The following is a 21814-nucleotide window of genomic DNA, read 5'->3' as shown; positions in this document are numbered from 1 at the left end:
GTCAGCGCGGGGCGACGATGCCGTTGTCGTAGGCGTAGACGATCGCGGCAGCACGGTCGCGCAGATCGAGCTTTCCGAATATCCGCCCGATATGGCTCTTGACGGTGACGCCCGAAATGCACAGCTGGTCGGCGATCTCGGTGTTGGACAGGCCCTGTCCGATCAACGTCAGCACGTCGAGCTCGCGGGTGGTCAGCTCGCCGATCGCCGTGCCCCGGGGTCCGGGAGCGGCCTTGCGGTAGGTGGTCAGCACACGGGAGGTCACCGCCGGGTCGAGATAGCTGTCGCCCCGGGCGACGGCCCGCACCGCGCGGATCAACTCCTCGGCCGAGGAGTCCTTGAGCACGAAGCCGGCCGCGCCGGCACGCAGCGCCCCCGAGAGCAGCTCGTCCTCGTTGAAGGTGGTCAGCGCCAGCACCGGCGGCCGGCCACCCAGCCTGCGCGTCGCCTCGATCCCGTCGACGCGGCGCATCCGCAGGTCCATCACGACGACGTCGGGGCGGTGCTCGGCCACGGCCGCGGGCACCTCGTCTCCATCGGCGCACTCCGCGACGATGACGAAACCGTCCTTGCGACGCAAGATCCGGCGCAGCCCCGACCGCACCAGGTCCTGGTCGTCGACGAGCAGCACGGTGATCTCGGGTGCCGCGTCGATCATGCCTTGCACCACCATGGCCGCCACGCCGTATCGCCTTCGTGCAGGGGTATTTCCGCGCACACCGACCATCCATCGCGGGTCGGGCCGGCGTCGATGGCTCCGCCGAGCAGCTCGACGCGCTGTCGCATCCCGCGTAAGCCGCGCCCCTCGGGTGACCGCGTGGCCGTCACCGCCGCGGGAAGCAGGTTGGTGACCGCGAGTCTCACCGATATCGGCGAAATATCCAGCACCACACCGGCTTTGGACTCGGGCGCATGCTTGGCGATGTTGGCCAGTGATTCCTGGGTGATGCGGTACAGGGCGAGGCCGACCGCGGCCGAGACGTGATCGGTGGGCCCTTCGACGCACAGCGCGACGGCCAGACCGGCCCGCTGGAAACCCTCGACGAGCACCGCGATGTCGTCGATACCGGGTTCGGGTGCGGTCTGGGCGGTCTTGGTCGGCCAGTTGTCGAGCAGCCCGACGGTACGACGGATATCGGCCATCGCCTGGCGGCCCAGCCGTTCGGCCTGTTCCAACGCGTCGACGGCGTCGTCGACGTCACGGTCCTGCTGCAGCGCCCGCCGCGCCCCGGTGACATGCAACAGCGTGATGCTCAGCGAATGGGCGATGACGTCGTGCACTTCGCGTGCGATGCGCCGCCGCTCGTCGGCGGCGGCGTGCTCGGCCAGCATGTCCTGCGCCTCGATCTGTTCGGCCAGCAACAACCGCTGGGTGCGCATCAGGTAGCCGAGCAGCCACCCCACCGCGATGAAACCGAGGTACAACACCACCGTGTCGAGGCGGTGTAGCGCGGACGCGGTGACCAAGAGTCCCGCCGCCGACGCGGCCGCGAGGATCCCGCCCCAGACCGACGCCAATGTCGCGACGACCAAGACCATCAGGACCAACAACGCCGGGGCGAAATCGGCGTGAATCGGCGCCGACGTGCCGAACATGGTCAGCGCGGAGGAGGCCAACCAGGTCGCCCACAACGGCCCCGGGGTCATCTTCATGTTGAAGACCATGAACGCGAACGAGGGCGACAGGGCTATGGCGAACGCCGTCAGCGCCACGGGCAGGTCCGCGACGGGCCGCTGCAGCGTCCCGATCACCCCACCGAACACCAGGGCGACGTCGACGGAAATCAGCGCCGCCCAGGTGATACCGACGGGAATCAGTTCGCTTCGTCGGCGAACCAGTTCCCGCAGGTGATCCGCTGCGGCGCGCAACATCGTCCAATCCTAGAAGAGCCCGGCACTTCGCCACATCCTCCTGCGGGCGGCATGTGTCTCCGCCCGTGGTAGGAGACAAAGACTGCACTTCGGCACGACGCGCAACAGCCGCTCGCTTTCCTAGCGTCGAGTCATGACATGGACACTGCTGCACGACCGCATGGCCTTCATGGCCCAGGTGATCAAAGCCGCCGAGACGGACCCCGAGGCGGCACTTGCGTTGATCGACAAGTCATCCCAGGTGTCCGAGCTGTTCGGCGACGAGGAGGGCTTGATGCTTTTGCTCGGCCAGCGATGGATCACCATGCTGGTGGCCAAGCTGGATCAGGCGGCCCACGAGGGAGCGTCGGCCGAGCAGGTGCGCGCCGATCTCGAAGCCGCCGAGCCCGGATTGCACGCGCTGGTCAAGATCGGCGCCCGCCGGTCGCTGCGGGTGCGGTCCCTTACTCGCGGTGAGCATGTGGCCGTGGGCCTGTTCGGCGGGCCCACCGGGGATCGGCAGACCGTTGCATGACCGAATGGGAAGCCTTGCGCGCCTGACCTCGCGGTACGCGGTCCTCATCATCGGGCTGTGGGTGCTGGCGGCCGCTGGCGCCAATCTCGCCGTCCCCCAGCTGGAGCGAGTCGTCGACACGCATGCCCGGTCCTTCATGCCGCCCGGGGCGCCGAGCGCGCACGCCGCCGCCCGGGCCGCGCAGTTGTTCAACCAGACGCCCAGCAACAACTTCGTTTACGTTGTGCTGGAACGGAATCAGCGGCTGACACCGCAAGATCGGCGCTTCTACGACGCGTTGACGACATCGCTGGGGTCGGATCAGCGCCATGTGTATGCGGTGACCGACCTGTGGTCGCAGCCCGCCACCGCCGCCGTCGCACAGAGTTCCGACGGCCAGGCGGCCAGCGTCATGGTGCGGCTCGCCGGGATGCTCGGCACCGCGCAGGCGCGCGATTCGGTGGACGCCGTGCGCGGCGCCATCCACAGACTCGCCCCGCCGCAGGGCCTGGAAGTCCATGTCACCGGTCCCGGCGCCACGATCGTCGACGAGTTCTCCGCGATCGACCGGCAGATGCTCGGCATCACGGCGGCCACCATCGGCCTCATCCTGCTGTTGCTGCTCGTGGTGTACCGCTCGCCCGTCGCGGCCGCGATCCCGCTCATCTCGGTGGGCCTCGCGCTCGCCGTGGCGCGGGCCATCGTCGCCGCGCTCGGCCAGGCCAATGTCGTTGAGGTGTCGCTGTTTTCGGTGGCGCTCATGGCGGCAATGACCCTGGGCGCCGGCACCGACTACGCGATTTTTCTGGTCGGCCGCTATCACGAAGCTCGCCGCAACGGTGTCGCCCCGGCGCAGGCGTTGACGCAGGCCTACCGTTCCATCGCGCCGGTGGTGATCGGATCGGCATTGACGGTCTCGGTCGCGCTGGCGTGCCTGGTGTTCGCCAAGGTCGGGTCGTTCCGCAGCGCCGGATTACCCTGCTCCATCGGCATTCTCGCGACCATGGTCGCGGCGCTGACGTTGACGCCCGCGCTGATGAGCCTGGCGATCCGCCGCGGGTATCTGGAACCGCGGCCATCCAGAACCGCGCGGCGCTGGCGCCGCGTGGGCACGTCGGTGGCACGCTGGCCCGGGCCGATCCTGGTCGCTGCGCTGGGGTTGTGCCTACTCGTCGCGCTGCCATTGGCCGGCATGCGGGTCGGCTTCAACGAGCCCGCCGCCACGCCGTCGTCCACCGACTCCAACCGCGGTTATGCCAGCGCCGGCCGGCATTTCGCGGCGAACTCGTTGCTGCCCGACGTGATCGCGATCCAGGCCGACCACGACCTGCGCAACCCCGCCGGGCTGATCGTCATCGAGCGGATCACCCGCCACATCATGGCCGTGCCCGGGGTGCGTGCGGTGCAGTCCGCCAGCCGCCCCGACGGCACGGTCCCCGACCAGGCGACGCTGAGCTATCAGGCCGGTGTGCTCGGTCGTCAGTTGGGTGACACCATGGATTCGCTCACGCAGCGCCTCCGGCGAGTCTCCGAACTGGACGGCGCGCTGGCGCAGACCCAGCGCGCCGTCGACGGGTTGGGCAACGGATTGCGCGGCGGCAGCGCGGGTTTGGCGGACATGTCCGGTGCCGCCGAAGACATGCGGGCCGGCATGGACGGCCTGCAACGCAACGTCACGACGGTGTCGGGTTACCTCGATCCCTTGCGCGACTTCGTCGGGCGGACCCCCGACTGCGCGGCCAATCCCATCTGCTCGACGGTGGACCGGGTGCTGCAGCCCGTCGACAGCCTGGTGCAGACCTCCACCCGGCTGGGTTCCGGCGCCGCCAAGCTGACCACCGGCTCGAGCACCGCGGCCACCGCGATGGCCGCCCTGCCCCAGAGCGTGGCGTCGATGAAAGACGCCTTGGGACAGGCGCGTTCGGCCACTCATGACCTGCTGGCCGTGTCCGACACGCTCGGGCCCCAGATGCATCAACTGACCGACTACCTGAACGAGATCGCCACACAGTTCCAGGGCAGTGCCGCGGGGGACTTTTACATGCCGCAGCGGGCGTTGACCGATCCCCGGTATGCCACCGCGCTGCGCCACCTCATCTCCGAAAACGGCCGCGCCGCGTACCTGCTCGTCTATGGTGACGGCTCGGAGTGGGGCGTCGACGGCGCCAAGCGGGCGGATCACGTGCGCGCGGCCATCAAGGAGGCCACCAAGGAGGGGACGCTGACACCGACCGAGGTCGACCTGGCCGGCGTGGGCCCGGTGACGGCCGATCTGCAGCGCTTCGTCGCCGGCGATGCCACGCTGCTGGCGGGCGCCGCACTGGTGCTGATCTTCTTGATCGTCACGACCATGCTGCGCAGCCCGGTCGCGGGGCTCGTCGTCGTCGGGACGGTCGTCACCTCCTACGCCTCGGCCCTCGGCGCCAGCGTGCTGATCTGGCAGCACCTGCTGCATCAGGACCTGCACTGGGCCGTGGCGCCTTTCGCGTTCATCGCGCTGATCGCCGTCGGCGCGGACTACAACCTGTTGCTCGCGCTGCGCATCAAACAGGAAGCCGCGGCGGGCCTCAAGACCGGGATCATCCGGGCCTTCGGCGGCACCGGCGGGGTGGTCACCGTCGCCGGCATCATCTTCGGCCTGACCATGCTCGCACTGTTGACGAGCAGCGTGCTCAGCGTGGCCCAGATCGGCACGACCGTCGCGGTCGGTTTGTTGCTGGACACGTTGGTGGTGCGGGCGTTCATCGTGCCGTCGATCGTGGCCCTGCTCGGTCGGTGGTTCTGGTGGCCCAGCCGGCTCCCCCGCCGCGCCGTCACGCCGCGCGTGAAAACGGCAGAGCCGCAACTGGTTACTGCTGGGGCGGTATGACCGAGGACGGCAACCCGACGAGAACGCCTTCGACGTCGCCGTCGACGCTGACCAGCAGGCCGCGCCCCGGGGGCAGGTTCTGGGCGCGGACGTTGCGGTTGATCCGGTTCTGTGGGTCGTTGTCCATGTAGAGCTGAGCCACTTTCGCCGAGTTCTGGAAACGCATCCACGGATCCATTTGCAGCGTCGCCCAGTTCGCGCTGTTGCGGGTGGTGAAGACGTGCAAGCCGATCTGGCGGGCGCGTTCCATCAACTTCCACAGCGCCGCGCCCACCGGTGGCTTGGGCGGATAGCTCTGGTCCGGGCGCAGGTCCTGGATGTCGTCGATGAGCACGAAGTGGCGCGGGCCCTCCCACGGCTTGAGCTCGCGCAGCTCCTCCTGACTCAGGCCTTTCGGGGGCAGCCGGGGCAGCAGGACCTGCTGCGCCAGGGCGGTGAGCACCTCGTCGATCTCGTCCTGGTCATAGGCGTACGCGCGCACGTAGCCCGGGCCGTGCAGGTCGCGCAGACCGTGCGGCGCGGTCTTCGGGTCGATCAGCGTCAGCTGCGCTTCCTCCGGGGTGAAGCGGCTCATGATCGCCTCACCAATGGCGACCAGCGACAACGTCTTTCCGCATCCCTGCCGGCCCAGGATCATCACTCCGGGACTCTCGCGCAGCTTGATCGGCACCGGCCCCAGTTCGTGACGCTCGCCGATGGCGAACGCGATCGAGAGGTCGTCGCCGCTGGGCCGCGCGGCCTCGTAGTCCAGGATCGCCCGCAGCGCCACCCGCTGCGGCAGCCGCTGCAGGGTGGCGTGCTTGGTGACCCCGGCGACCTCCGCGATGCGGGCCCCGACGTCGACAATGCTGACGATCGCGCCGGTGGCCGGATCGGCCAGCGCCGGCACACCGACCCGCAGCTCGTGCAAGCTGTCGGTCAGACCGAAGCCGGGGCGGTTCAGCGTGCGTCGGGCCGCGTCGCGCGACTCGAGCGACGAGTGCCCCATCTGGCTCTCACTGGGATCGGCCAGCCGCAATTGGATTCGCGCCGTGGCGTTTTGCAGCAGGCTCTGCCGCTGTCCATGAATCCAGCCACCGGCGCTGCACATGACGTGCACCCCGTACTCGGGGCCGCGGCTGCTCAACGAGATGATGCGATCGCCCAGCACCGTGTCTTTGGAGTACAGGTCGTCGTAGTCGTCGACCACCACGAACACATCGCCGAACGGGTCATTGGCGTCGGTACCGCCCAGGCCGTCGCTGCCCGGCGCGAACCGGCGTTCGCGGAAGCCGTCGAGGTCGATCTTGAGGCGCCGGAACGAGTCCTCGCGGGCGTCGATCAGGGCGTCCATGCTGCTCAGAATCCGCTCGATGCCCTCGGCGTCCTTCGGCGACACGATGTCGGTGACGTGCGGCAGCGAGGCGGCCTGCGCGAGGGTCGCCCCGCCGATGCAGAAGAACGTCACGCGCGACGGGGTGTACATCGTGGCCGCCGAGCACATCAGCGTCATCAGGGTGGTGGTCTTGCCGCGCTGCTTGGCCCCCACCACGATCACGTTGCTGCGCAACGCATCCACCGCGTGCACCACCTGCTTGGACTCCTCGGGGATGTCCATGACGCCCACCGGAAACATCAGGCCCGAGTTGAGCCCGTAGTCGACGTGCCACGGCTTGCCCCGATATCCCGCCACCAGCGCGTCGATGGTTTCGGGCTCCTCCAGCGGCTCCAGCCAGGGCCGGCGCGGCGAGCGGTGCGGCACTTCGTGCAGCGACTCGCGCAGCACGTCGACGATCTTCTTCCGCTTGAAACCGTCGTCGTAGTACAGGAATTCGTCGGGCTCGGCGTCGACGGCGGCGGCCGCCTCCAGGGCCGTGGCATCGGAGTCGTCCAGCGGCTGGAACTGCCAGTTGTACAACCGCGGCTTGGTCAGCGTCATGTCGACGGTGGTGGCGACCTCTTTGGTCTTGGGCACCACGAACGGCGCGGAGAGGTAGAAGCAGCGGAACGGTTCGAGATCGCGCGGCCCCACCTTCAGCAGACCGAAGCCGTTTTCCTTCGACGGCAGGTGGTAGGCCGCGTCGCTGCCGATCACCTCGCGGCTGTCGTCACCGGACTCGGCGCGTAGCGCGATGCGAAAGGCGATGTTGGACTTGACCTTTTGCAGCGACGACAGGTCCAGGCGCTGACCACCCAGCATGAAGAAGACGTTGGCGCCGCGGCCCTCCTGGCCGATGTGGATGATGAGGTTGATCCACTTCTCGTGGTTGGCGAACAGCTCCAGGTATTCGTCGACGATGACCAGCAGCACCGGGACCGGCGGCAGGTCGCGTCCGGCGAGCCGGATCTCTTCGTAGTCGTTGGCGTCACGCGCGCCCACCGAGGTGAACAGCTCGTAGCGCTGTTTGATCTCGCCGTCGATGACCCGGCGCATCCGCTCGGCCAAATGGCGTTCGTCCTTGCCGAGGTTCGACAGCGCGGCCACCACGTGAGGGATGCCCAGGATGTCCTGGGCCGCCGACTCGAACTTCATGTCGACGAAGATGACGTTGAACGTCTCCGGGGAGTGGGTCAGCGCGATGCCGTAGACCAGCGACAAGAAGAACTCCGACTTGCCCGAGCCGCTGGTGCCGATGACCACGGAGTGGAAGCCGAAGCCACCAAAGTCCTTGGCGCGGATGATGATGTTCTGCAGCTCGCCGTTGGGCTTGGCGCCCACCGGGACCTCACACCAGCGTTCGTCGCCGCGGCCCCGGCGTTCGGCCCACAACCGGTCGACGTCCAGGTCGCGGGGATCGCTGATGCCCAGGGCCCGCAGCAGTTCCGTTGCGCCGCTGACCGAGTCGGCGATCTCGCTGCGGCTGGTGGGCGACCATCGCGCCATCGCGCGCGCATACCGATAGGCGCGGTGCACCGAGAGCTGGTCGGCGTGGGCGAAGAACTTGTTGCGCACCCGTAGCAGCGGAGCCGGCCGGTCGTCCTCGCCGTCGGCGTCAGAACCGTTGCGGTGCAGTGTGATTTGGCCGTTCACCGAGCCGTTGGGTGAGCTGTGGCGTTCGCTGAGGTCGAACACCTGGTCGTCGCCGAAGCCCACGCCGGTGCCGACCCGGGAGGCGATGCGCAGCAAGGTGATTCCCGCCTTGCCGACCTGACCGACCACGCTCTCCCACGCGTCGGGGCTACCGGTGTTGTCGTCGACGATCACCAGGTGCGGCCCCAGATCCACCGTGTCGGAGCCGGTTTCCAGCGCCGAGCCCATCGCGGTGGGGCTGGCCGCGGCCAGCGGTGTCCACGCGCCGCGCTTGCCCTTCATGTGCAGTTCGGCGCCGAGGGTTTCCTCGAGCTCCTCGGGCGTGGCGAAGACCAGGCGCCGGAAACCGCACGCATCGAACAGCTCGTCGTGCAGGTTGTGCGGCAGCCACACGATCCACGACCACACCTCGGGATTGCGGGTCACCACCATCAACTTGACGTCGCGCGGGTTGTGGAACACCGCCAGGGAGCACAGCACCGAGCGCATCAGCGAGCGCAGCCGGTCCAGGTCCTCGCCGACGAAACTGAAGCCAGGCGCCGATCGCAGGTTGACCACCTTGGCGATGTCGCGAATCTTGCGCTGCTCCAAGATGAAATCGCGCAGCGCCTGCCCGGTGACGGGTTCGAGTTCCTCATCGGAGGCGATGTCGGGCCACGTCACCGAGAGCACCGAGTCCGGCGCGTGCTGCACGCCGGTGCCGAGGCGCACCTCCAGAAAGTCGGCGTCGCCGCGGCCGCGTTCCCACATTCGCGGGCCCCCGATGATGGCGCCCAACCCGCGGGGGTCGGAGTGCACGTTGTTCTGCCATTCGCGCTGCGCGCACACCGCGGTCTGGATCTCGTCGCGGTTGCCGTCGAGGTCGCGGAGATAGCGGCGACGGCCCTTTTCCATTTCGCCCCAGGTGATTTTGCGGGCGCGGCCGAAGCGGCCGGAGAAGGCCAGCATGCTGAACGCGCCGATGCCCATCAACGGGAAGAAGCCGGTGGTCAGGCTGCGCACGCCGGAGACGTAGAGCATGACGATGGTGCCGATGAGCGCCACGATCAGCGCCGGAACACCGATCATCACCCAGATGTTGCGCGGCTCGCGCTCCGGCAGCGCGATCGGCGCGCTGGGTGCTACCCGGACCGGTTTCGGCGGCTCGATCCTGACGCGGTTGATGGGGAACGCTTTCTTGGACATTCTTTAGCCTCCCGGCTTTGCCGATGTCGTCACCACAGCCACCTTGCCGAGCGCCGGCACGGTGTCCCGCGCCACAAGCGCTGCCTCCCTTGACAATGCCGGACCCGCCGCGAAGGTCCGCAGCAGCGGCCAGGGCGCCTGCACCGCCGACCCCGGATCCAGACCCAGCGACCGCAACGTCGTGTCGTCGTTGGTGATGCCGAACCGCACCCCGTTGTCGGACACCCAGAACAGCGACTCCCGGGAGTCGGAGGTAACCACGCCGCTGGTCGACGTCACGAAGTTCGCCGCGCCCGGCAACACCAGCACCTGGTTGGCGACCACCGAGGCCGGGTCGCGGTCGTCACGCACCAGGTGCACGATGCGGTTGTCGAGGTACGACGGCGTGGGCAACCCGCGCCCGTTGTAGACCACGACGCGCGCCTGCGGGTCCGTCGAGCCCTTCTCCCAGCCGACGCAGGTGGTCGGATCCGCCGCGGTGTCAATGAAATTCAGGCGCTTGGTCGGGTAGTAGTCGACCGCCAGCGAGGTCACCTCGGGGATGTTGACCAATACGTCGGGAGCGACCACGCGCGGCGCGGTCGAGCCGTAGGAGTTGGCGCTGCGCAATAGGTCGGCCACGAAGCTGGTGACCTTCTGGACGCCGTCGGGCAACAGGACGTAGAACTGCTTGCCGCCGCTGGCGGTTTGGGCCTGCAGCACCGCGCCGACCTGTGAGCCCGACACCCACGTCGACGGGGTGCCCGCCAGGGGCACGGCGGGGACGCCGAGCGGTTCCGTCGCGGGCAGCGTGTCGTACAGGGCCCGCGAAATCTCCACGGGCAGAGTCACTCCCGGGTCCAGGCCCAGGCTCAGCGTGATCGCCCTGTTGGACGGATCGATCTGGGAGCGCTTGCCGCCCCAGATCACAAAGGTGTTGCCCTCGAAGGTGACCAGCACCCCGGCGTCCTCGCTCAGCGGCGTGGCGCGGTCGAAACCCTCGAGCGGCCCGGCAATCGCGGTCACCACCGGGCGTTCCGGGCTGCGCGGGCGCCCAGCCGTGTCGCACACCGCCCAGGCCGACGTCGCGCCGCGATGGACCGGCATCGCCGCGGGTGCGCCCGGAATGCCGACCAGCGGGCCGGTCGGATACTTCGCTATCTCAGCGGGTTTCACCCACGTCGGCTGGTTTGCAGTGCCCGTAGCCAGGCGCGCGGAGGTCAAATTGAGCACCGGGTAGAGCCGGCCGTCGATCCTGGCGTACAGCGCCCCGGAATCGCGGTCGCCGATGATCGCCGAATCTCCCACGATGCCAGTGGGTTTCAGGACGTTCAGCAGCAGCATCCAGCCCGAGGCGATGGCCACCAGAAGTATCGACAACACCAGCGCGGCGGTCTGCTTGCGGTCGTCGTGTTTCATGCGCACCGAGAAGCGGGTGGTGGCGGCGCGCAGCCGACGGTTGTAGAACAGGTGCCCAGAGTTCTGGTCGCGGTTAGACAAACTCAGCGGCATGCTCAGTACCCCTTGGGCGCTCGGTGAGGATCGGCCTGCTGAATCCGATCAGCCAGATTCGACGCGTCGACGGCGACACCGTAGCGGTCCATCGCATAGTTGATGAACGCGCACGCCTGCGCCACCAGGTTGTGAATGTCGCGCGAGGTGCCCGGCTGGTGGTAGGCCGCGAACGTCGGCGCGATGAACTGCCAGGCGCCCTTGCTCGGCGTCCCCCGCGCCGCATTGGAATCCCAGCCGTTGACCGCGTTCGCGTCATAGTTGGATTCGCGGCGGGCCACCAGGTCCATGCCGCGTTCCCAGCGAGCCCGAGCCGCCGGGTCATGAATACCCTTGATGTCCAATGCTTTACGGATTGCCGCCGTCACCGCCGCGCGGCCGCTGCCCTGGTTGCTGTGCATCGACCGCCTCTGTAGGTAGTGCAGGCGTCGCAGTCGCAGCGCGAGCAGCTTTGCCCGCCGCCGGGATCCGGCGACGCGCCGGTGCTGGGCCCGCAGCCGGGCCGCCATCCGGGCGGCGACCTCGCGGCGACCCATCGGGGTATCGGCCGCAGGTGTTTTGTCGGTCAAGGCGGCGTCCAGGTTGGCCCGTGTCGCCGCGCGGCCGTACGCGTGGTCGGTCCGCGCCGCGGTGATGGTCTGCTCCAGCGCACGATCGGCGTGGGCCAGCCGAGCCAGGTGCGTTATCGCCGCGCCAGACCGTGCGGCCGCCGCAGCGGGTAGCCCAACGTGACGCTTGATCGCCTCGGCGTATGCCTGGGCCGGCGCGCCACCGATGCCGCCTCCCGCGGCGGTTCCCGCGTAGAGATTGTGCGCGCGGGACAACGCGGCGACCGCTTGCATTTTCAGGGGATCGGTCATCGACGTCCCCGCCCTAACCCACCTGTGCGCCCTGTCGGCGCCGCATCCGTGCCGGACACTTCGCGCTAGTACTCCCACACCCTCCTGGCCGCGAATTCCGCGGTCGCTGCAGACGTACCAATAGCATGCACGCATCGACAGTTCTGCTGTCAATAACGGGAAAGATCACCCGCGCATTGGGCTCGGCCGGCCGCGATTACGAAGGGACCCTACTGCCGCGTGAACTACCCGGCCACTCACCCTTTCGGAGGGCTGGGTGGATTGGTCGGCTATTCCTTGGGCTCGTCGTCGGACGGCATGATGACGATCCGGCGATTGGGCCTATTGGTGACGACGGTCGGCTTGGCCTCACCGGACTTGCTGCCAGGCGCGCTCGGCGGCACCGTCAAGCGGCCCTTGATCGGCTGGCCATTGGGCACACCCGGGGCCGTGATCCGCTTTTCGACCGGATTGTCTTTCTTGCCGCCTTCACCGCCGGCGCCCATCGCGCCCGGCGGCATCATCGGCATACCGGTCATGCCGGACTGGCCGGGCATGGCGGGCATGCCACCGGTTGGCGGCATCATCGGCGCTTTGGCGCCCGCGGGCGTGGTGGGCGGGGACGACGTCGGCACCGGCGGCGGGCCCAGCGAGCTGGCCGGGGTGGTTCCCCCACCGCCGAGGCCGGCACCACCGCCACCGGAACCGCCACCCAGCCCGGCGCCGCCACCACCGCTGCCGACGCTGTCGACCAGGTGCGCGTCGTTGGCCAGCCCGGCGCCGTGGGCGCCCTGCACTGCGCTCATCAGCGGCTGCAGGGCGCTCTGGCCGGCCTGCATCGCCTGCTGCGGTAGCTGAGTCAGCGGCCCCATGACACCGCCGATCGCGCCGCCGACCGCGCCCGTGACGCTCTGCAGCATCTGCTGGATCATCTGCATGTCCTGCTGGCTGTTGGCCTCGTTGGCGGGGAATTTGGCCGCGGCATCGGCGGCGTGGGCGCGGCGGTCGGCATCGGCCGCCTCGACGTCTGCTGCGTCTTTGGGGACGTTCGCGTTGCCTGCGCCGGTCAGAGCACCGCCGCCGAGGCCGCCGCCGGGCGACTGATCGGGTGGGTGGCCTGGGCCTGGGATTGGGACCTGCACCGGCACGCCGTTGATCAAGATCGTTGTAGTCGGCAGATCGCTGCTGACTGGGTTTCCATCGCGTCCCACGAGGTCACCTCCATCCCAGTAGCAAAACCTGAGCGCTTGATACGCATCGTTCGGCGCGGGCTAGCGCTAGTACGACAATTTTGGCACAAAACGCCGGCAACGCTATTCACCCGACAATGGGGGGCTGCTACGAACCGCTCCGGTGACTGATCGCGTCAAACCAGGCCAGATGATAATTCGCGAGGTAACCATGCCCGTCGATCAGCGCCTCGACAGCCGCTAGAAGCATCCAATCCCCGACTGCCGCTCGGTCGTGATTTGGATAGGCGTTGAGTACCGTGTGCTGAATTTCAGCGGTGCATTCGCGCAACATCTCGGTTTCGCTTTCCAAGACGCCGGTCTTTCGCACGGCAGGTGCCGCGACAGCCTGAGCGATACGCGGCAGCCCGTCCCGGCGTCGCACCGCATCGACCAGGGTGGGCCCGAGCTCCTCGACTTCGGGTGCGGCCGAACGGGCGGGCCGATCACCGCTGAGCGCAGGCTCGTCGGGGCCTGGTTCGGCGACATAGGTGTTGGCGTGATGGGCGGCCGCCACCGTGATAGCGCCCAGTAGATCCACCACATTGGCGTCATGCCGTCGCGCCGACGGCTCAAGCAGGGTGACGTGGGCGGGCAACCGGACGTGCGGCGGGATCCATCCAGCGGCGAGGTCGGTGACCAGAAGCGTCGTGGCGCCGTCATCGCGGAGCCCCGCAGCCCACGACAGCCGCGGCTCCTGGCGGGCGACCGCGTCGACGATCCGCTGTAGCCGCTGTTGTTCCGCCGTCCTGGAGGACACGGCGCCGGCGGTAGCGCCCGTAGCCGCAGAGGCGGCCGTCGCGCCAGCCATGGTGGATGAACCCGCACCCGCCTGACCTGCGGCCGCCCCGGACGCCGTTCGCTCCACCGGGGAGACCAGCGGCCCGCCGGCGGACGGGGACGATGCGGGCGAAGAAGCTACCGCTGCACCCGACACGGGACCCGCCGGGGTAGAAGGTACGGATGGGGGTGCCACAACCGGCGGACGCAGGTCGGAGCCGTAGGCGGGCAGCGATCCCGACGGGATAGAAGATCCGCCACCGAGGGTCGGTGCGGGCGACGACCACGATGCGCCGGTCATCACAGGCGTAACTGAACCGCCTCCCCCGGTGGCCACCGGCGCGGGGGATGCCGCTGGGGGTGCGTCGACCGGAGTGCCTGTAGGTATGAATGCTCCCGCGCTCGGTACGGTCGGCGTCACTGCCGGTGTTGCCTGAGGGGTTTGAGGCCCACCCGCATCCATCGCTTGTAACGGGCCTGCCGTAAACGCTTGCCCGCCAGGGCCCGTCGCTTGACCGGTCGCCAAGCCGGACGTAAAGGCCTGAGCCAGTCCGGGTTGGCCGCCTTGGCCTAGACCGACCGGAGACACTGGCGCTCCGCCACCGTGTACGCCCGGCATGCCGGGCGATACTGTTCCGCCGCCGGTAGGCATTTGTATACCAGCGGGCGATAGCGGAGCACTGGCGGCTGGGACGCTGCCTCTCACGCCATCCCCGCTGACTGGGGTCGGCACGGACCCCCCCGACGGCCCGCCGGGGGGAATACCCCCGCCATTACGTATGCCGCCCCCACCTGCCGCTGACGGCGAAGCCGGCCCCGGCGGAGCAGCAGGCGGCGGCGTTCCTCCATCGCCGCGCACTCCAGTACCGCCCACGCCGCCTGTCGAATTAAGGTCCTCCGAACTGATCGGGTTCGGCGGCTTGGCATCTCCAACATCGAAGCCGTTTGATTGCGCCCAACTCCGAGCGTTACCACCAATTCCTTCAGCATCGAGGATCTTCTGCGTGGCCGCCATCATTTTGTCGAGGGCGTCGCGGCTGGCATTTGCGGCATCGGCGTTGCAGCGCGCCTGGACAGCCTGCACTTCCGCTAACTTTTCCGGCGGCGGCTTCTTTGATGCGAGGATGTCATTTATCTCTTTGTTGCCTGTGTTAGCTATGTCCGACAGGCGACTTCGCAGATAATCGATGGCATCGGCACCGGAATTAAACGCCGATGCTTTTGTCTGGTACTTCTCGGCAAGATCCAGGTGCAGCTTTTCCCCTTGCTGAAACCTGGTTATGAGGTCGTCGGCCGTGTGCCCCGTATTGTTTGCGGCAAAAGCTGTCCACTGAGTGCGCAGGTTCTGCGCATATAGCTGTTGCTCGCCACACTCTTGGCTCCAGTGTTGGGCGCCGGCCCGCAAACCCGTCGACGGCTCCGGCCACCACGGCCCGATTAGAGCGGCTGTCCAGGCACCTGGTGGGAGATCAACTGCCACCGCATGCCCTTTTCATTGCAGCATCCTTGGTGTTCACCTCGGCCACCGCCACTTGAAATTCGGCCTCGGTAGCGGCGCCTTCGCTGCTTTTCGCCGTATCCATCAGGTAGGCGGTCGCTAGAGCCTGAGCCGCGTTGCGGTGCTGCTCGTCGAGAGCAGGGTCGTTGGATGCGGTGAAAAGCAAGACGGCGGAATTCGTAAGCGCGATCCGTGCGAACGCTTTGTCACTGCCATTTGTATCAACTTGTACAGACCGCGCAGCCACGTTATAGGTCTCGCACAGCCGCTGTTGGGCCGCTAACGACTCCGCGGTGGTGTGCGTTGCCGTCGCAGAGTTCGCCGGGTGTTGCGACGACGTCGAGCGTGTCAACGCAATAATCAGCGCGCCGACAGCCACGGCCGCAATCACGCTGATCGCGATCGCCTGCCATCTGCTTGGACGAGGTGCGAGCCGCCTTGCACGGGCTGACGTCGAATTTCCCATGTGCGGGTCCGCAGCGGGCTCCTCCGCAAGCCCGGAATGCACCTCCCCCGCCACGCCCACTCCCTACTCGTAACGAGCACCGGCCCTTCCCGGTGGCCCACTGACCCTCAATCCCAATGGTGCGCCAGGCAATGGCACGCCAGCAATTCACCGCGACTCTTTACCTACGCCGAGCGCGAGTTCCGACGCAACCTGTGGCACCTTTCCATGAATGCGAACCGCGCGGCGAACGTCCCGAAGCCCTCGCCTCAAGCTCCTGCCCACGGCCTGCGATCAAGCCGCGCACCTGCTCCGTTCACCGAGCCGCTTGGGCGCCCTACGAACCACACACCTTCTTCATCGATGCATCCTTCGCGTTGATGTCGTCAAGCGCAGCTTGAAACTGTGCGTCGGTCGCGACGTCCCTATTTCCCATTGCCGTTCCCTGGCGGTATGACGCTGCTAAAGCGTGTGCGGGGTCCCGAAAAGTTGGGCTCAGGGCTGGGTTGGCGGCCGCGTTATCGAGCATGGCCGCAGCGTTGGTCAGCGCGATGCGGCCCAACGCCACATCGTGGCCGTTGGTATCAACTTGCACAGCTCGTGCAACTAGTTTGTACGTATCGCACAATTGCCGTTGAGCTGTAGACACCTCGGCAGCACTGTACGTCGGCGGAGTGCTCGTCGTTGCTGGCTTGATAGCTGTCGGTCGTGTCAGCGCCACAATCAGTGCAGCGCTCGCCACGACCATGGCCGCTCCGGCCAAGACCACTGCCGGCCAGGTCCGCGCACGAGGTTGTGGCTGCGTCGGAAATCCAGGGACCCACTGCCTTGGGTCGGCCGGACTGATGCCCGGTCCCTCGCCAGGAGCTGGAGGCAAATCCCTCGCCATTAGTCCTCCTAAATCCGGTACCGGCTTTCGATGTGGATACCCGAAGATTCTTGCGCCGCGCGCTTCATAGTGGAACAGCTACGCAAGCAGTGATCAATCACCGCCGCTCTGCGCGTGGAACTCAGCCCACGCCGCATACCCTCTTCATTACAGAATCCTTGGCATTGACGTCGTCGACCTCTGCGCTGAAGGCGGGGTCGTCCCGCTGCAGTGCACTTCCCATAGCCGTGGCCTTCGTGTATGCCGCCGCCAAGGTAAGTGCGGCGGCCCGGTCGCCGGGAGCCAGCGCGGGAGCGGCGTTTACCGCCTGCTCCAGCAGTACTGCCGCATTAACACTGACGGCGCCCGCCAATGCTCGGTTGTCAGTGTTGGTGTCGATGTCGACCGAGCGCGCGGCGAGCTTGTATGCGTCACACAGCTTCTGGTGGGCCGCCGTGACATCAGCCGCGCTATAGGTAGGCGCCGCTGTAGTAAGGGCCGAACTCGAACTCGACGACAGCGTAGTAGCTACCACCAGCGCAACGACGGCCACCACCGTCGAGACCAACGCCAAAACAATCGCGCCCAACGCGATCGCCGGCCACAGACGCGAGCGCGGCGCCTGCGGCGCGGGATACACCGGCGCCCACTGCCCTGGCGGACTCACATGCGGCGCTACACCCGGATGCGGGGGCGGTTCCTCCGTCACGGGTGTGTCTCAGACGTTCAACGTCGAGGGACCGGCACTCGGCCGGAGAGCCTTCATATCGGCGGCGTTGGCCTTGTCCATGTTGGTGAACCCGTTGGCCGCGTGGTGCGCCTTCGTGCCGACACCCGTGAGCGTCGCGCTGTGGCCCTGCAACGTTTTCACGTGCTGGCCGTGTGCGGCGGCGACCGCACTGTGAAACGCGTCGGCCGCGGCGAAATCACCGAACATTCCCGATTCGACGGTTCCGCCGGCCAACTGATCCGCCCCGTCTTGAGCGTGCCCACCGGCGCGGTGTGACTGATTGCCTCCCGAGTGCAACAGATCCGTATCGACGAACATCGGCACTCCTTCCGGGACATAACACCTGTGACCAGGCTAAATGCCGATCCGCGAGTGGTCAATTCACCGCGGTTGACCCGGCCTAAAAGCCATGCCCGTTGGTGACCGAGCGCGCCGGCCGATCCCATTCCGGGTCGACAGTGACCGGCAGCTGCATGCCAATATGCGGCAACGACACCGTCCCCAACGGGGTGTGCACCTGAAGCGGAAGAGCTATCCGCGCCTGAACACGCTCGGGCGCGAGCATGCCTTCCCCTGCCAGGCGATCGCCGTGCCCGGTGACGATCGCGGTCATGTTGTGCAGCGCTTCGCTGCCCACGTCGTAGTAGTGCGAGTGATCGGTGAACCACGGCATGACGCTGTGTGAGCCGGCAACCTCGGCACGAAACCGCACCGCCCCGAAACCCGCATGCGCCGGATCGCTGCCCAGCCCGGCCACCGGTCCCACCGGTCCGCCGAGCGTCTCGTTCAGTCCGTTCGGGAGGCCGCTGCCCGTCTCACCGATCCAGCTGACCGCATCGGTCGACGCGGCCCCGACATACAACCGGCCGCCGACGAGATGAAAGTCCGCCGCGCCGTGCGCCAAATCTGTTCCGGGGCAACCCGTTAGCACGGCGTCGTTGGCGCGCATGCCGCTGTGGGCGAAAGCGTCGGCCACGGTCGTCGAGCCGTAGGAATGTCCGAGGACGGTGACATGCGCTCGGGTCGGCCCGTCATGCGTCGCCGCGAGACCGTTGACATCGGCGGCCAGCAGCGCACCCGCTTGCCTCGCCCGCCACGGGGTGCCGACCTGTTCCAACTCAGCGGGATCGGTGATGGCCTGTTGCCAATGCGGCTGGCCGAATTCGGGTGCGTCATAACCCATCCAGGCCAACACCGCGGTGGGGTGCTGGGGGTCGGCTTTCGACGACTGTTCGTAGAGGTTGATGGCGTCGTCGGTCCCGTCGGACATCCATCCTCCCCGCACACTGCTGTTGGTCCCCGGGACTATGACGGCCGTGTTGCGGGACTTGTCCGGGTTGCCGATCGCGATCGCCGCCCTGCCCTTCCCGCTGAACGCGAGCGGGTCATAGGCCCACAGCATGACCGGGAGCCCGCGTGGCGCGTCGGATCTTTCGTCGCGCTCGAGGAATTCATTGGTCTTGACCGCGTTCTGGTATCGGGTGATGTCGGTGGCGCACAGCCCATAGGCGCCGGGGTGGGTGAACACATGGGCGTCCCGGTTGTGCAGCGCACTGTCTCGGAGCGCCTGCGGATCGAGCCCGCGCTGACGGGCGACGTCTTCGACCCGGCGCAGATCGTCGTTCATCGCAGCCTGGTTCACCGCATCACGCGCCTCGCCCGGGATCCCGTTGAGGTTGCCCAACTGCTGCGGGTGTTCATCGATCAGCCGCCGCTGCTGATTCGCGCTCAGCGAATCCCACCAGCGCTTGACGCCGTCTGGGCTGGCGTCCGGCGGCGGAATCGCTAGCTCGTCGGCGCCTTGGATTTCCGCCGGCTCGGCCCCCTCCGTTCGTAGCGCCGCCAGGCCGGCCGCCAGCATGCTCGAATACGCGTCGCGGATCTGGCGCAGCTGCACCACGATTGCCGCAACCTCCGTGACGGCGTCCGTGCGCAGAGTGTCGGCTCCGCAAGCATCACCGTCAGCCAAGGCATCACACATCTCGTCGTCGATGTCCTCGAGGTCGTACTCCAGCGCGCCCAGGTACCGCGTGGAGGCTCGCTGGGCTTCGGCCAGCGCGGCGGCGATGGCCTCCAAATCGCCTGCGATGCGCGGTAATTGGTCGGCCTGCAGGCCTAGCGACCGGGTCACCCGCCGCACCTCGGCGGCATCGTTGAGCGAATGCTCCGCGTTCCGGTGATCCCACGCCGCCTCGAACCGGCGGCGGGCGGTCTCGAAGGCGGCGGCGGCCTCGGCCGTGCTCGCTGCGGCGGCCCGGAACGCCTGCGCCAGCGACGCGATCTGCGCGGGGCGACCGGCTTGCAGGCTGGCGTTGGTCGACCACGGATCGCCGCCAGCTTCGGCGACGAGGAAGGCAACGCTCAAATGGCGCAGTAGCATCGCGCCGTCGCTAGGTCGGCACCACCCTCAGAGCGAACTCGCGCCGTCGGCCAGGCCATCGCCGTCCGAATCGGTCAGCCGCACATTCCATTTGCCGTCGCCGTCGGTGTCGACGTAACCGGTCACGCCGCCGTCATCGGTGCGCAGCACGCGGTCGGCCAGCCCGTCGCCGTCGGTATCGATGAGGCGGGCATCGGTGCGGCCATGCCCGTCGAAATCGACCAGCGGGCCGCCGGTGTGCTCGACGCCGTCGAGGCCGAACCAACGCAGCTGTCCACCGCGGTCCATCGCCACCGCCCACGTCCCGGATCCGTCGTCGGTGAAGTAGGCCTCGGGGGTGCCGTCGTTGTCGAGATCCAACATCGCGTGATCAACGATTCCGTCGCCGTCGAGATCGGCGAGGGCGTCATCGCGCAATCCGTCGTGGTCGAAATCCAGTCCGATCGATTCGAACCGGCCGTCGTGGTCCAGGTCGAGGTCGGGTTGCCCGTGCCAGAAGGCGGCGCCGTCATCGCCAGCGAGACAATAATCCATGCGTATTCGGACGCGTGGCTGCCGCTACTCGTTCCCCCGAGACTTCCACCACGCCAACAACTCTGCGGTCGCCTCGTCGTTGTCCAACGGTCCGCGCTCGAGCCGGAGCTCCTTCAAGAACCGCCAGGCCTCACCGACTTGGGGACCGGCCGGGATGCCGAGCAGCTCCATGATCTGGTTGCCGTCCAGATCGGGACGCACCCGCGCCAAATCCTCCTGGGCGGCCAGCTCGGCGATCCGCGCCTCGAGCCGGTCATAGCTGGCCTGCAACCGCGCGGCCCGGCGCTTGTTGCGGGTCGTGCAATCGGCTCGCACGAGCTTGTGCAACCGCGGCAGCAGCGGGCCCGCATCGGACACGTAGCGACGCACCGCGGAATCGGTCCACTTGCCGTCGCCGTACCCGTGGAACCGTAGATGCAGATACACCAGCTGCGAGATGTCCTCGACCATCTGCTTGGAATACTTCAACGCCCGCAACCGTTTTCGGACCATCTTGGCGCCGACGACCTCGTGGTGGTGAAAGCTCACGCCGCCATTGGGTTCGTGGCGCCGCGTGGCGGGCTTGCCGATGTCGTGCAGCAACGCGGCCCAGCGCAGCACCAGATCCGGGCCCTCGTCTTCCAGGGCGATCGCCTGGCGCAGCACGGTCAGCGAGTGTTGGTAGACGTCCTTGTGCTGGTGGTGTTCGTCGATGGCCATCTGCATGCCGCCGACCTCGGGCAGCACCACCTCACCCATGCCGGTTTGCACCAACAGGTCGACGCCGGCCGTCGGGTCGTCGCCAAGCACCAGCTTGTCCAGCTCGGCGGCCACCCGTTCGGCGCTGATCCGCGACAGCTGCGGGGCCATACGTTCGATCGCCTCGCGGACCCGCGGCGCGACCCCGAAGCCGAGCTGCGAGACGAATCGCGCGGCGCGCAGCATTCGCAACGGGTCGTCGCCGAAGGACACTTCCGGCGCGGCGGGGGTGTCCAGGATCCGATCGCGCAGCGCCGCCAAACCGCCCAGCGGGTCGAGGAATTCGCCCGGTCCGTCCGGCGTGATGCGCACGGCCATCGCGTTGGCCGTGAAGTCGCGGCGCACCAGGTCGTCCTCGAGGCGGTCGCCGAAACGCACTTCGGGGTTCCGGGACACCTGGTCATAGGTGTCGGCGCGGAACGTGGTGATCTCCAGCCGGTGGTCGCCCTTGCCGACGCCGACGGTGCCGAAGTCGATCCCGGTGTCCCACAGGTTGTCGGCCCACCGCCGCAGGATGTGTTGCACCTGCTCGGGGCGGGCGTCGGTGGTGAAATCCAGGTCAGGGCTCAGCCTGCCCAACAGGGCATCGCGCACCGAACCGCCGACGAGGTAGAGCTCGTGGCCGGCGGCGTCGAAGGCGGTGCCGAGTTCGGCCAGCATGGGCGCATGCCGATTGAGGGCGACCGCGGCGGCGGTCAGCAGGTCGGCATCCTGGGCGGCGTCAGGCACGTTCGATCAGCCTAGTCGGGTGCAGACGAAAAGCCCGTGTGAGGAGGCTCGCACGGCATCGACGTGAATTGACCCGACCCGAAGCGTCAGTAGCGTTACGTGCGACGAGAAGGGTGAACGGCGG

The 21814-nt window shown here is 67.7% G+C and carries 16 protein-coding genes; 2 read left to right on the top strand and 14 right to left on the bottom strand.

Annotated features, from left to right (window positions below):
* Nucleotide 1: 1 nt before the first annotated feature.
* Both DQP57_RS10425 and DQP57_RS10420 read right to left on the bottom strand, forming a co-directional pair.
* On the bottom strand, nt 2-658 hold the full coding sequence (locus DQP57_RS10425; protein ID WP_112632934.1) for a response regulator transcription factor: 657 nt from the start codon (nt 656-658) through the stop codon (nt 2-4).
* Complete coding sequence (locus DQP57_RS10420; protein ID WP_112632890.1) at nt 655-1872, bottom strand: sensor histidine kinase; 1218 nt, start codon at nt 1870-1872, stop codon at nt 655-657. Before DQP57_RS10420 ends, DQP57_RS10425 begins: the two co-directional genes overlap by 4 nt.
* 133 nt (nt 1873-2005) lie before the next feature.
* Here DQP57_RS10420 and DQP57_RS10415 point away from each other — a divergent pair, with 133 nt between their 5' ends.
* Nucleotides 2006-2386, top strand: a complete 381-nt coding sequence (locus DQP57_RS10415; RefSeq protein WP_112632889.1) for a hypothetical protein — start codon at nt 2006-2008, stop codon at nt 2384-2386.
* On the top strand, nt 2379-5234 hold the full coding sequence (locus DQP57_RS10410) for an RND family transporter (RefSeq protein WP_112632888.1): 2856 nt from the start codon (nt 2379-2381) through the stop codon (nt 5232-5234). The genes DQP57_RS10415 and DQP57_RS10410 overlap by 8 nt, the downstream gene beginning before the upstream one ends.
* On the opposite strand, the gene eccCa is transcribed toward DQP57_RS10410, so the two are convergent.
* The 12 genes from eccCa to DQP57_RS10345 all read right to left on the bottom strand — a co-directional run bounded on the left by eccCa (nt 5215) and on the right by DQP57_RS10345 (nt 21690).
* A complete protein-coding gene (gene eccCa, locus DQP57_RS10405; RefSeq protein WP_112632887.1) occupies nt 5215-9429 on the bottom strand; it encodes a type VII secretion protein EccCa in 4215 nt (1404 codons plus the stop codon). The genes DQP57_RS10410 and eccCa overlap by 20 nt on opposite strands.
* Before the next feature lie 3 nt (nt 9430-9432).
* Nucleotides 9433-10920: a type VII secretion protein EccB gene (eccB, locus tag DQP57_RS10400; RefSeq protein WP_112632886.1), complete on the bottom strand. Its 1488-nt coding sequence runs from the start codon at nt 10918-10920 to the stop codon at nt 9433-9435.
* A gap of 2 nt (nt 10921-10922) precedes the next feature.
* Complete coding sequence (locus DQP57_RS10395; RefSeq protein WP_240631733.1) at nt 10923-11780, bottom strand: transglycosylase SLT domain-containing protein; 858 nt, start codon at nt 11778-11780, stop codon at nt 10923-10925.
* A 269-nt stretch (nt 11781-12049) separates the two neighbouring features.
* The gene (locus tag DQP57_RS10390) at nt 12050-12889 is read right to left on the bottom strand and encodes a hypothetical protein (protein WP_430918778.1); all 840 of its coding nucleotides are present in this window, start codon (nt 12887-12889) and stop codon (nt 12050-12052) included.
* Nucleotides 12890-13097: 208 nt separating this feature from the next.
* Entirely contained in the window at nt 13098-13799 is a 702-nt protein-coding gene (locus tag DQP57_RS27540; RefSeq protein ID WP_346427295.1) for a DUF5631 domain-containing protein, read from the bottom strand.
* 1438 nt (nt 13800-15237) lie between these two features.
* Nucleotides 15238-15786 (bottom strand): hypothetical protein, encoded by a 549-nt coding sequence (locus tag DQP57_RS10375; RefSeq protein WP_240631732.1) that lies wholly within the window; start codon nt 15784-15786, stop codon nt 15238-15240.
* Nucleotides 15787-16048: 262 nt separating this feature from the next.
* The gene (locus DQP57_RS10370; RefSeq protein WP_112632884.1) at nt 16049-16600 is read right to left on the bottom strand and encodes a hypothetical protein; all 552 of its coding nucleotides are present in this window, start codon (nt 16598-16600) and stop codon (nt 16049-16051) included.
* 121 nt (nt 16601-16721) lie between these two features.
* Nucleotides 16722-17219: a hypothetical protein gene (locus DQP57_RS10365; RefSeq protein ID WP_240631731.1), complete on the bottom strand. Its 498-nt coding sequence runs from the start codon at nt 17217-17219 to the stop codon at nt 16722-16724.
* A gap of 78 nt (nt 17220-17297) precedes the next feature.
* The gene (locus DQP57_RS10360; RefSeq protein WP_112632882.1) at nt 17298-17627 is read right to left on the bottom strand and encodes a DUF2563 family protein; all 330 of its coding nucleotides are present in this window, start codon (nt 17625-17627) and stop codon (nt 17298-17300) included.
* An 82-nt stretch (nt 17628-17709) separates the two neighbouring features.
* Entirely contained in the window at nt 17710-19689 is a 1980-nt protein-coding gene (locus tag DQP57_RS10355; RefSeq protein ID WP_112632881.1) for an alpha/beta hydrolase, read from the bottom strand.
* Nucleotides 19690-19716: 27 nt separating this feature from the next.
* Nucleotides 19717-20223 carry a pullulanase gene (locus tag DQP57_RS10350; protein ID WP_112632880.1) on the bottom strand — a complete coding sequence of 169 codons (507 nt, stop codon included), beginning with the start codon at nt 20221-20223 and terminating at the stop codon, nt 19717-19719.
* A 24-nt stretch (nt 20224-20247) separates the two neighbouring features.
* Complete coding sequence (locus tag DQP57_RS10345; RefSeq protein WP_112632879.1) at nt 20248-21690, bottom strand: CCA tRNA nucleotidyltransferase; 1443 nt, start codon at nt 21688-21690, stop codon at nt 20248-20250.
* Between the last annotated feature and the right edge of the window lie 124 nt (nt 21691-21814).

It is taken from the genome of Mycobacterium colombiense, from assembly GCF_003284935.1.
GTDB lineage: Bacteria > Actinomycetota > Actinomycetes > Mycobacteriales > Mycobacteriaceae > Mycobacterium > Mycobacterium arosiense_A.
This window is presented reverse-complemented; position numbering and strand designations above follow the sequence as displayed.

What these genes read in the sequence shown, in the direction of transcription:
- DQP57_RS10425 (WP_112632934.1), bottom strand. Translation starts at nt 658, where the DNA reads ATGATCGACGCGGCACCCGAGATCACCGTGCTGCTCGTCGACGACCAG.
- DQP57_RS10420 (WP_112632890.1), bottom strand. Translation starts at nt 1,872, where the DNA reads ATGTTGCGCGCCGCAGCGGATCACCTGCGGGAACTGGTTCGCCGACGA.
- DQP57_RS10415 (WP_112632889.1), top strand. Translation starts at nt 2,006, where the DNA reads ATGACATGGACACTGCTGCACGACCGCATGGCCTTCATGGCCCAGGTG.
- eccCa (WP_112632887.1), bottom strand. Translation starts at nt 9,429, where the DNA reads ATGTCCAAGAAAGCGTTCCCCATCAACCGCGTCAGGATCGAGCCGCCG.
- eccB (WP_112632886.1), bottom strand. Translation starts at nt 10,920, where the DNA reads ATGCCGCTGAGTTTGTCTAACCGCGACCAGAACTCTGGGCACCTGTTC.
- DQP57_RS10395 (WP_240631733.1), bottom strand. Translation starts at nt 11,780, where the DNA reads ATGACCGATCCCCTGAAAATGCAAGCGGTCGCCGCGTTGTCCCGCGCG.
- DQP57_RS27540 (WP_346427295.1), bottom strand. Translation starts at nt 13,799, where the DNA reads ATGGCTGGCGCGACGGCCGCCTCTGCGGCTACGGGCGCTACCGCCGGC.
- DQP57_RS10370 (WP_112632884.1), bottom strand. Translation starts at nt 16,600, where the DNA reads ATGGCGAGGGATTTGCCTCCAGCTCCTGGCGAGGGACCGGGCATCAGT.
- DQP57_RS10360 (WP_112632882.1), bottom strand. Translation starts at nt 17,627, where the DNA reads ATGTTCGTCGATACGGATCTGTTGCACTCGGGAGGCAATCAGTCACAC.
- DQP57_RS10355 (WP_112632881.1), bottom strand. Translation starts at nt 19,689, where the DNA reads ATGCTACTGCGCCATTTGAGCGTTGCCTTCCTCGTCGCCGAAGCTGGC.
- DQP57_RS10350 (WP_112632880.1), bottom strand. Translation starts at nt 20,223, where the DNA reads ATGGATTATTGTCTCGCTGGCGATGACGGCGCCGCCTTCTGGCACGGG.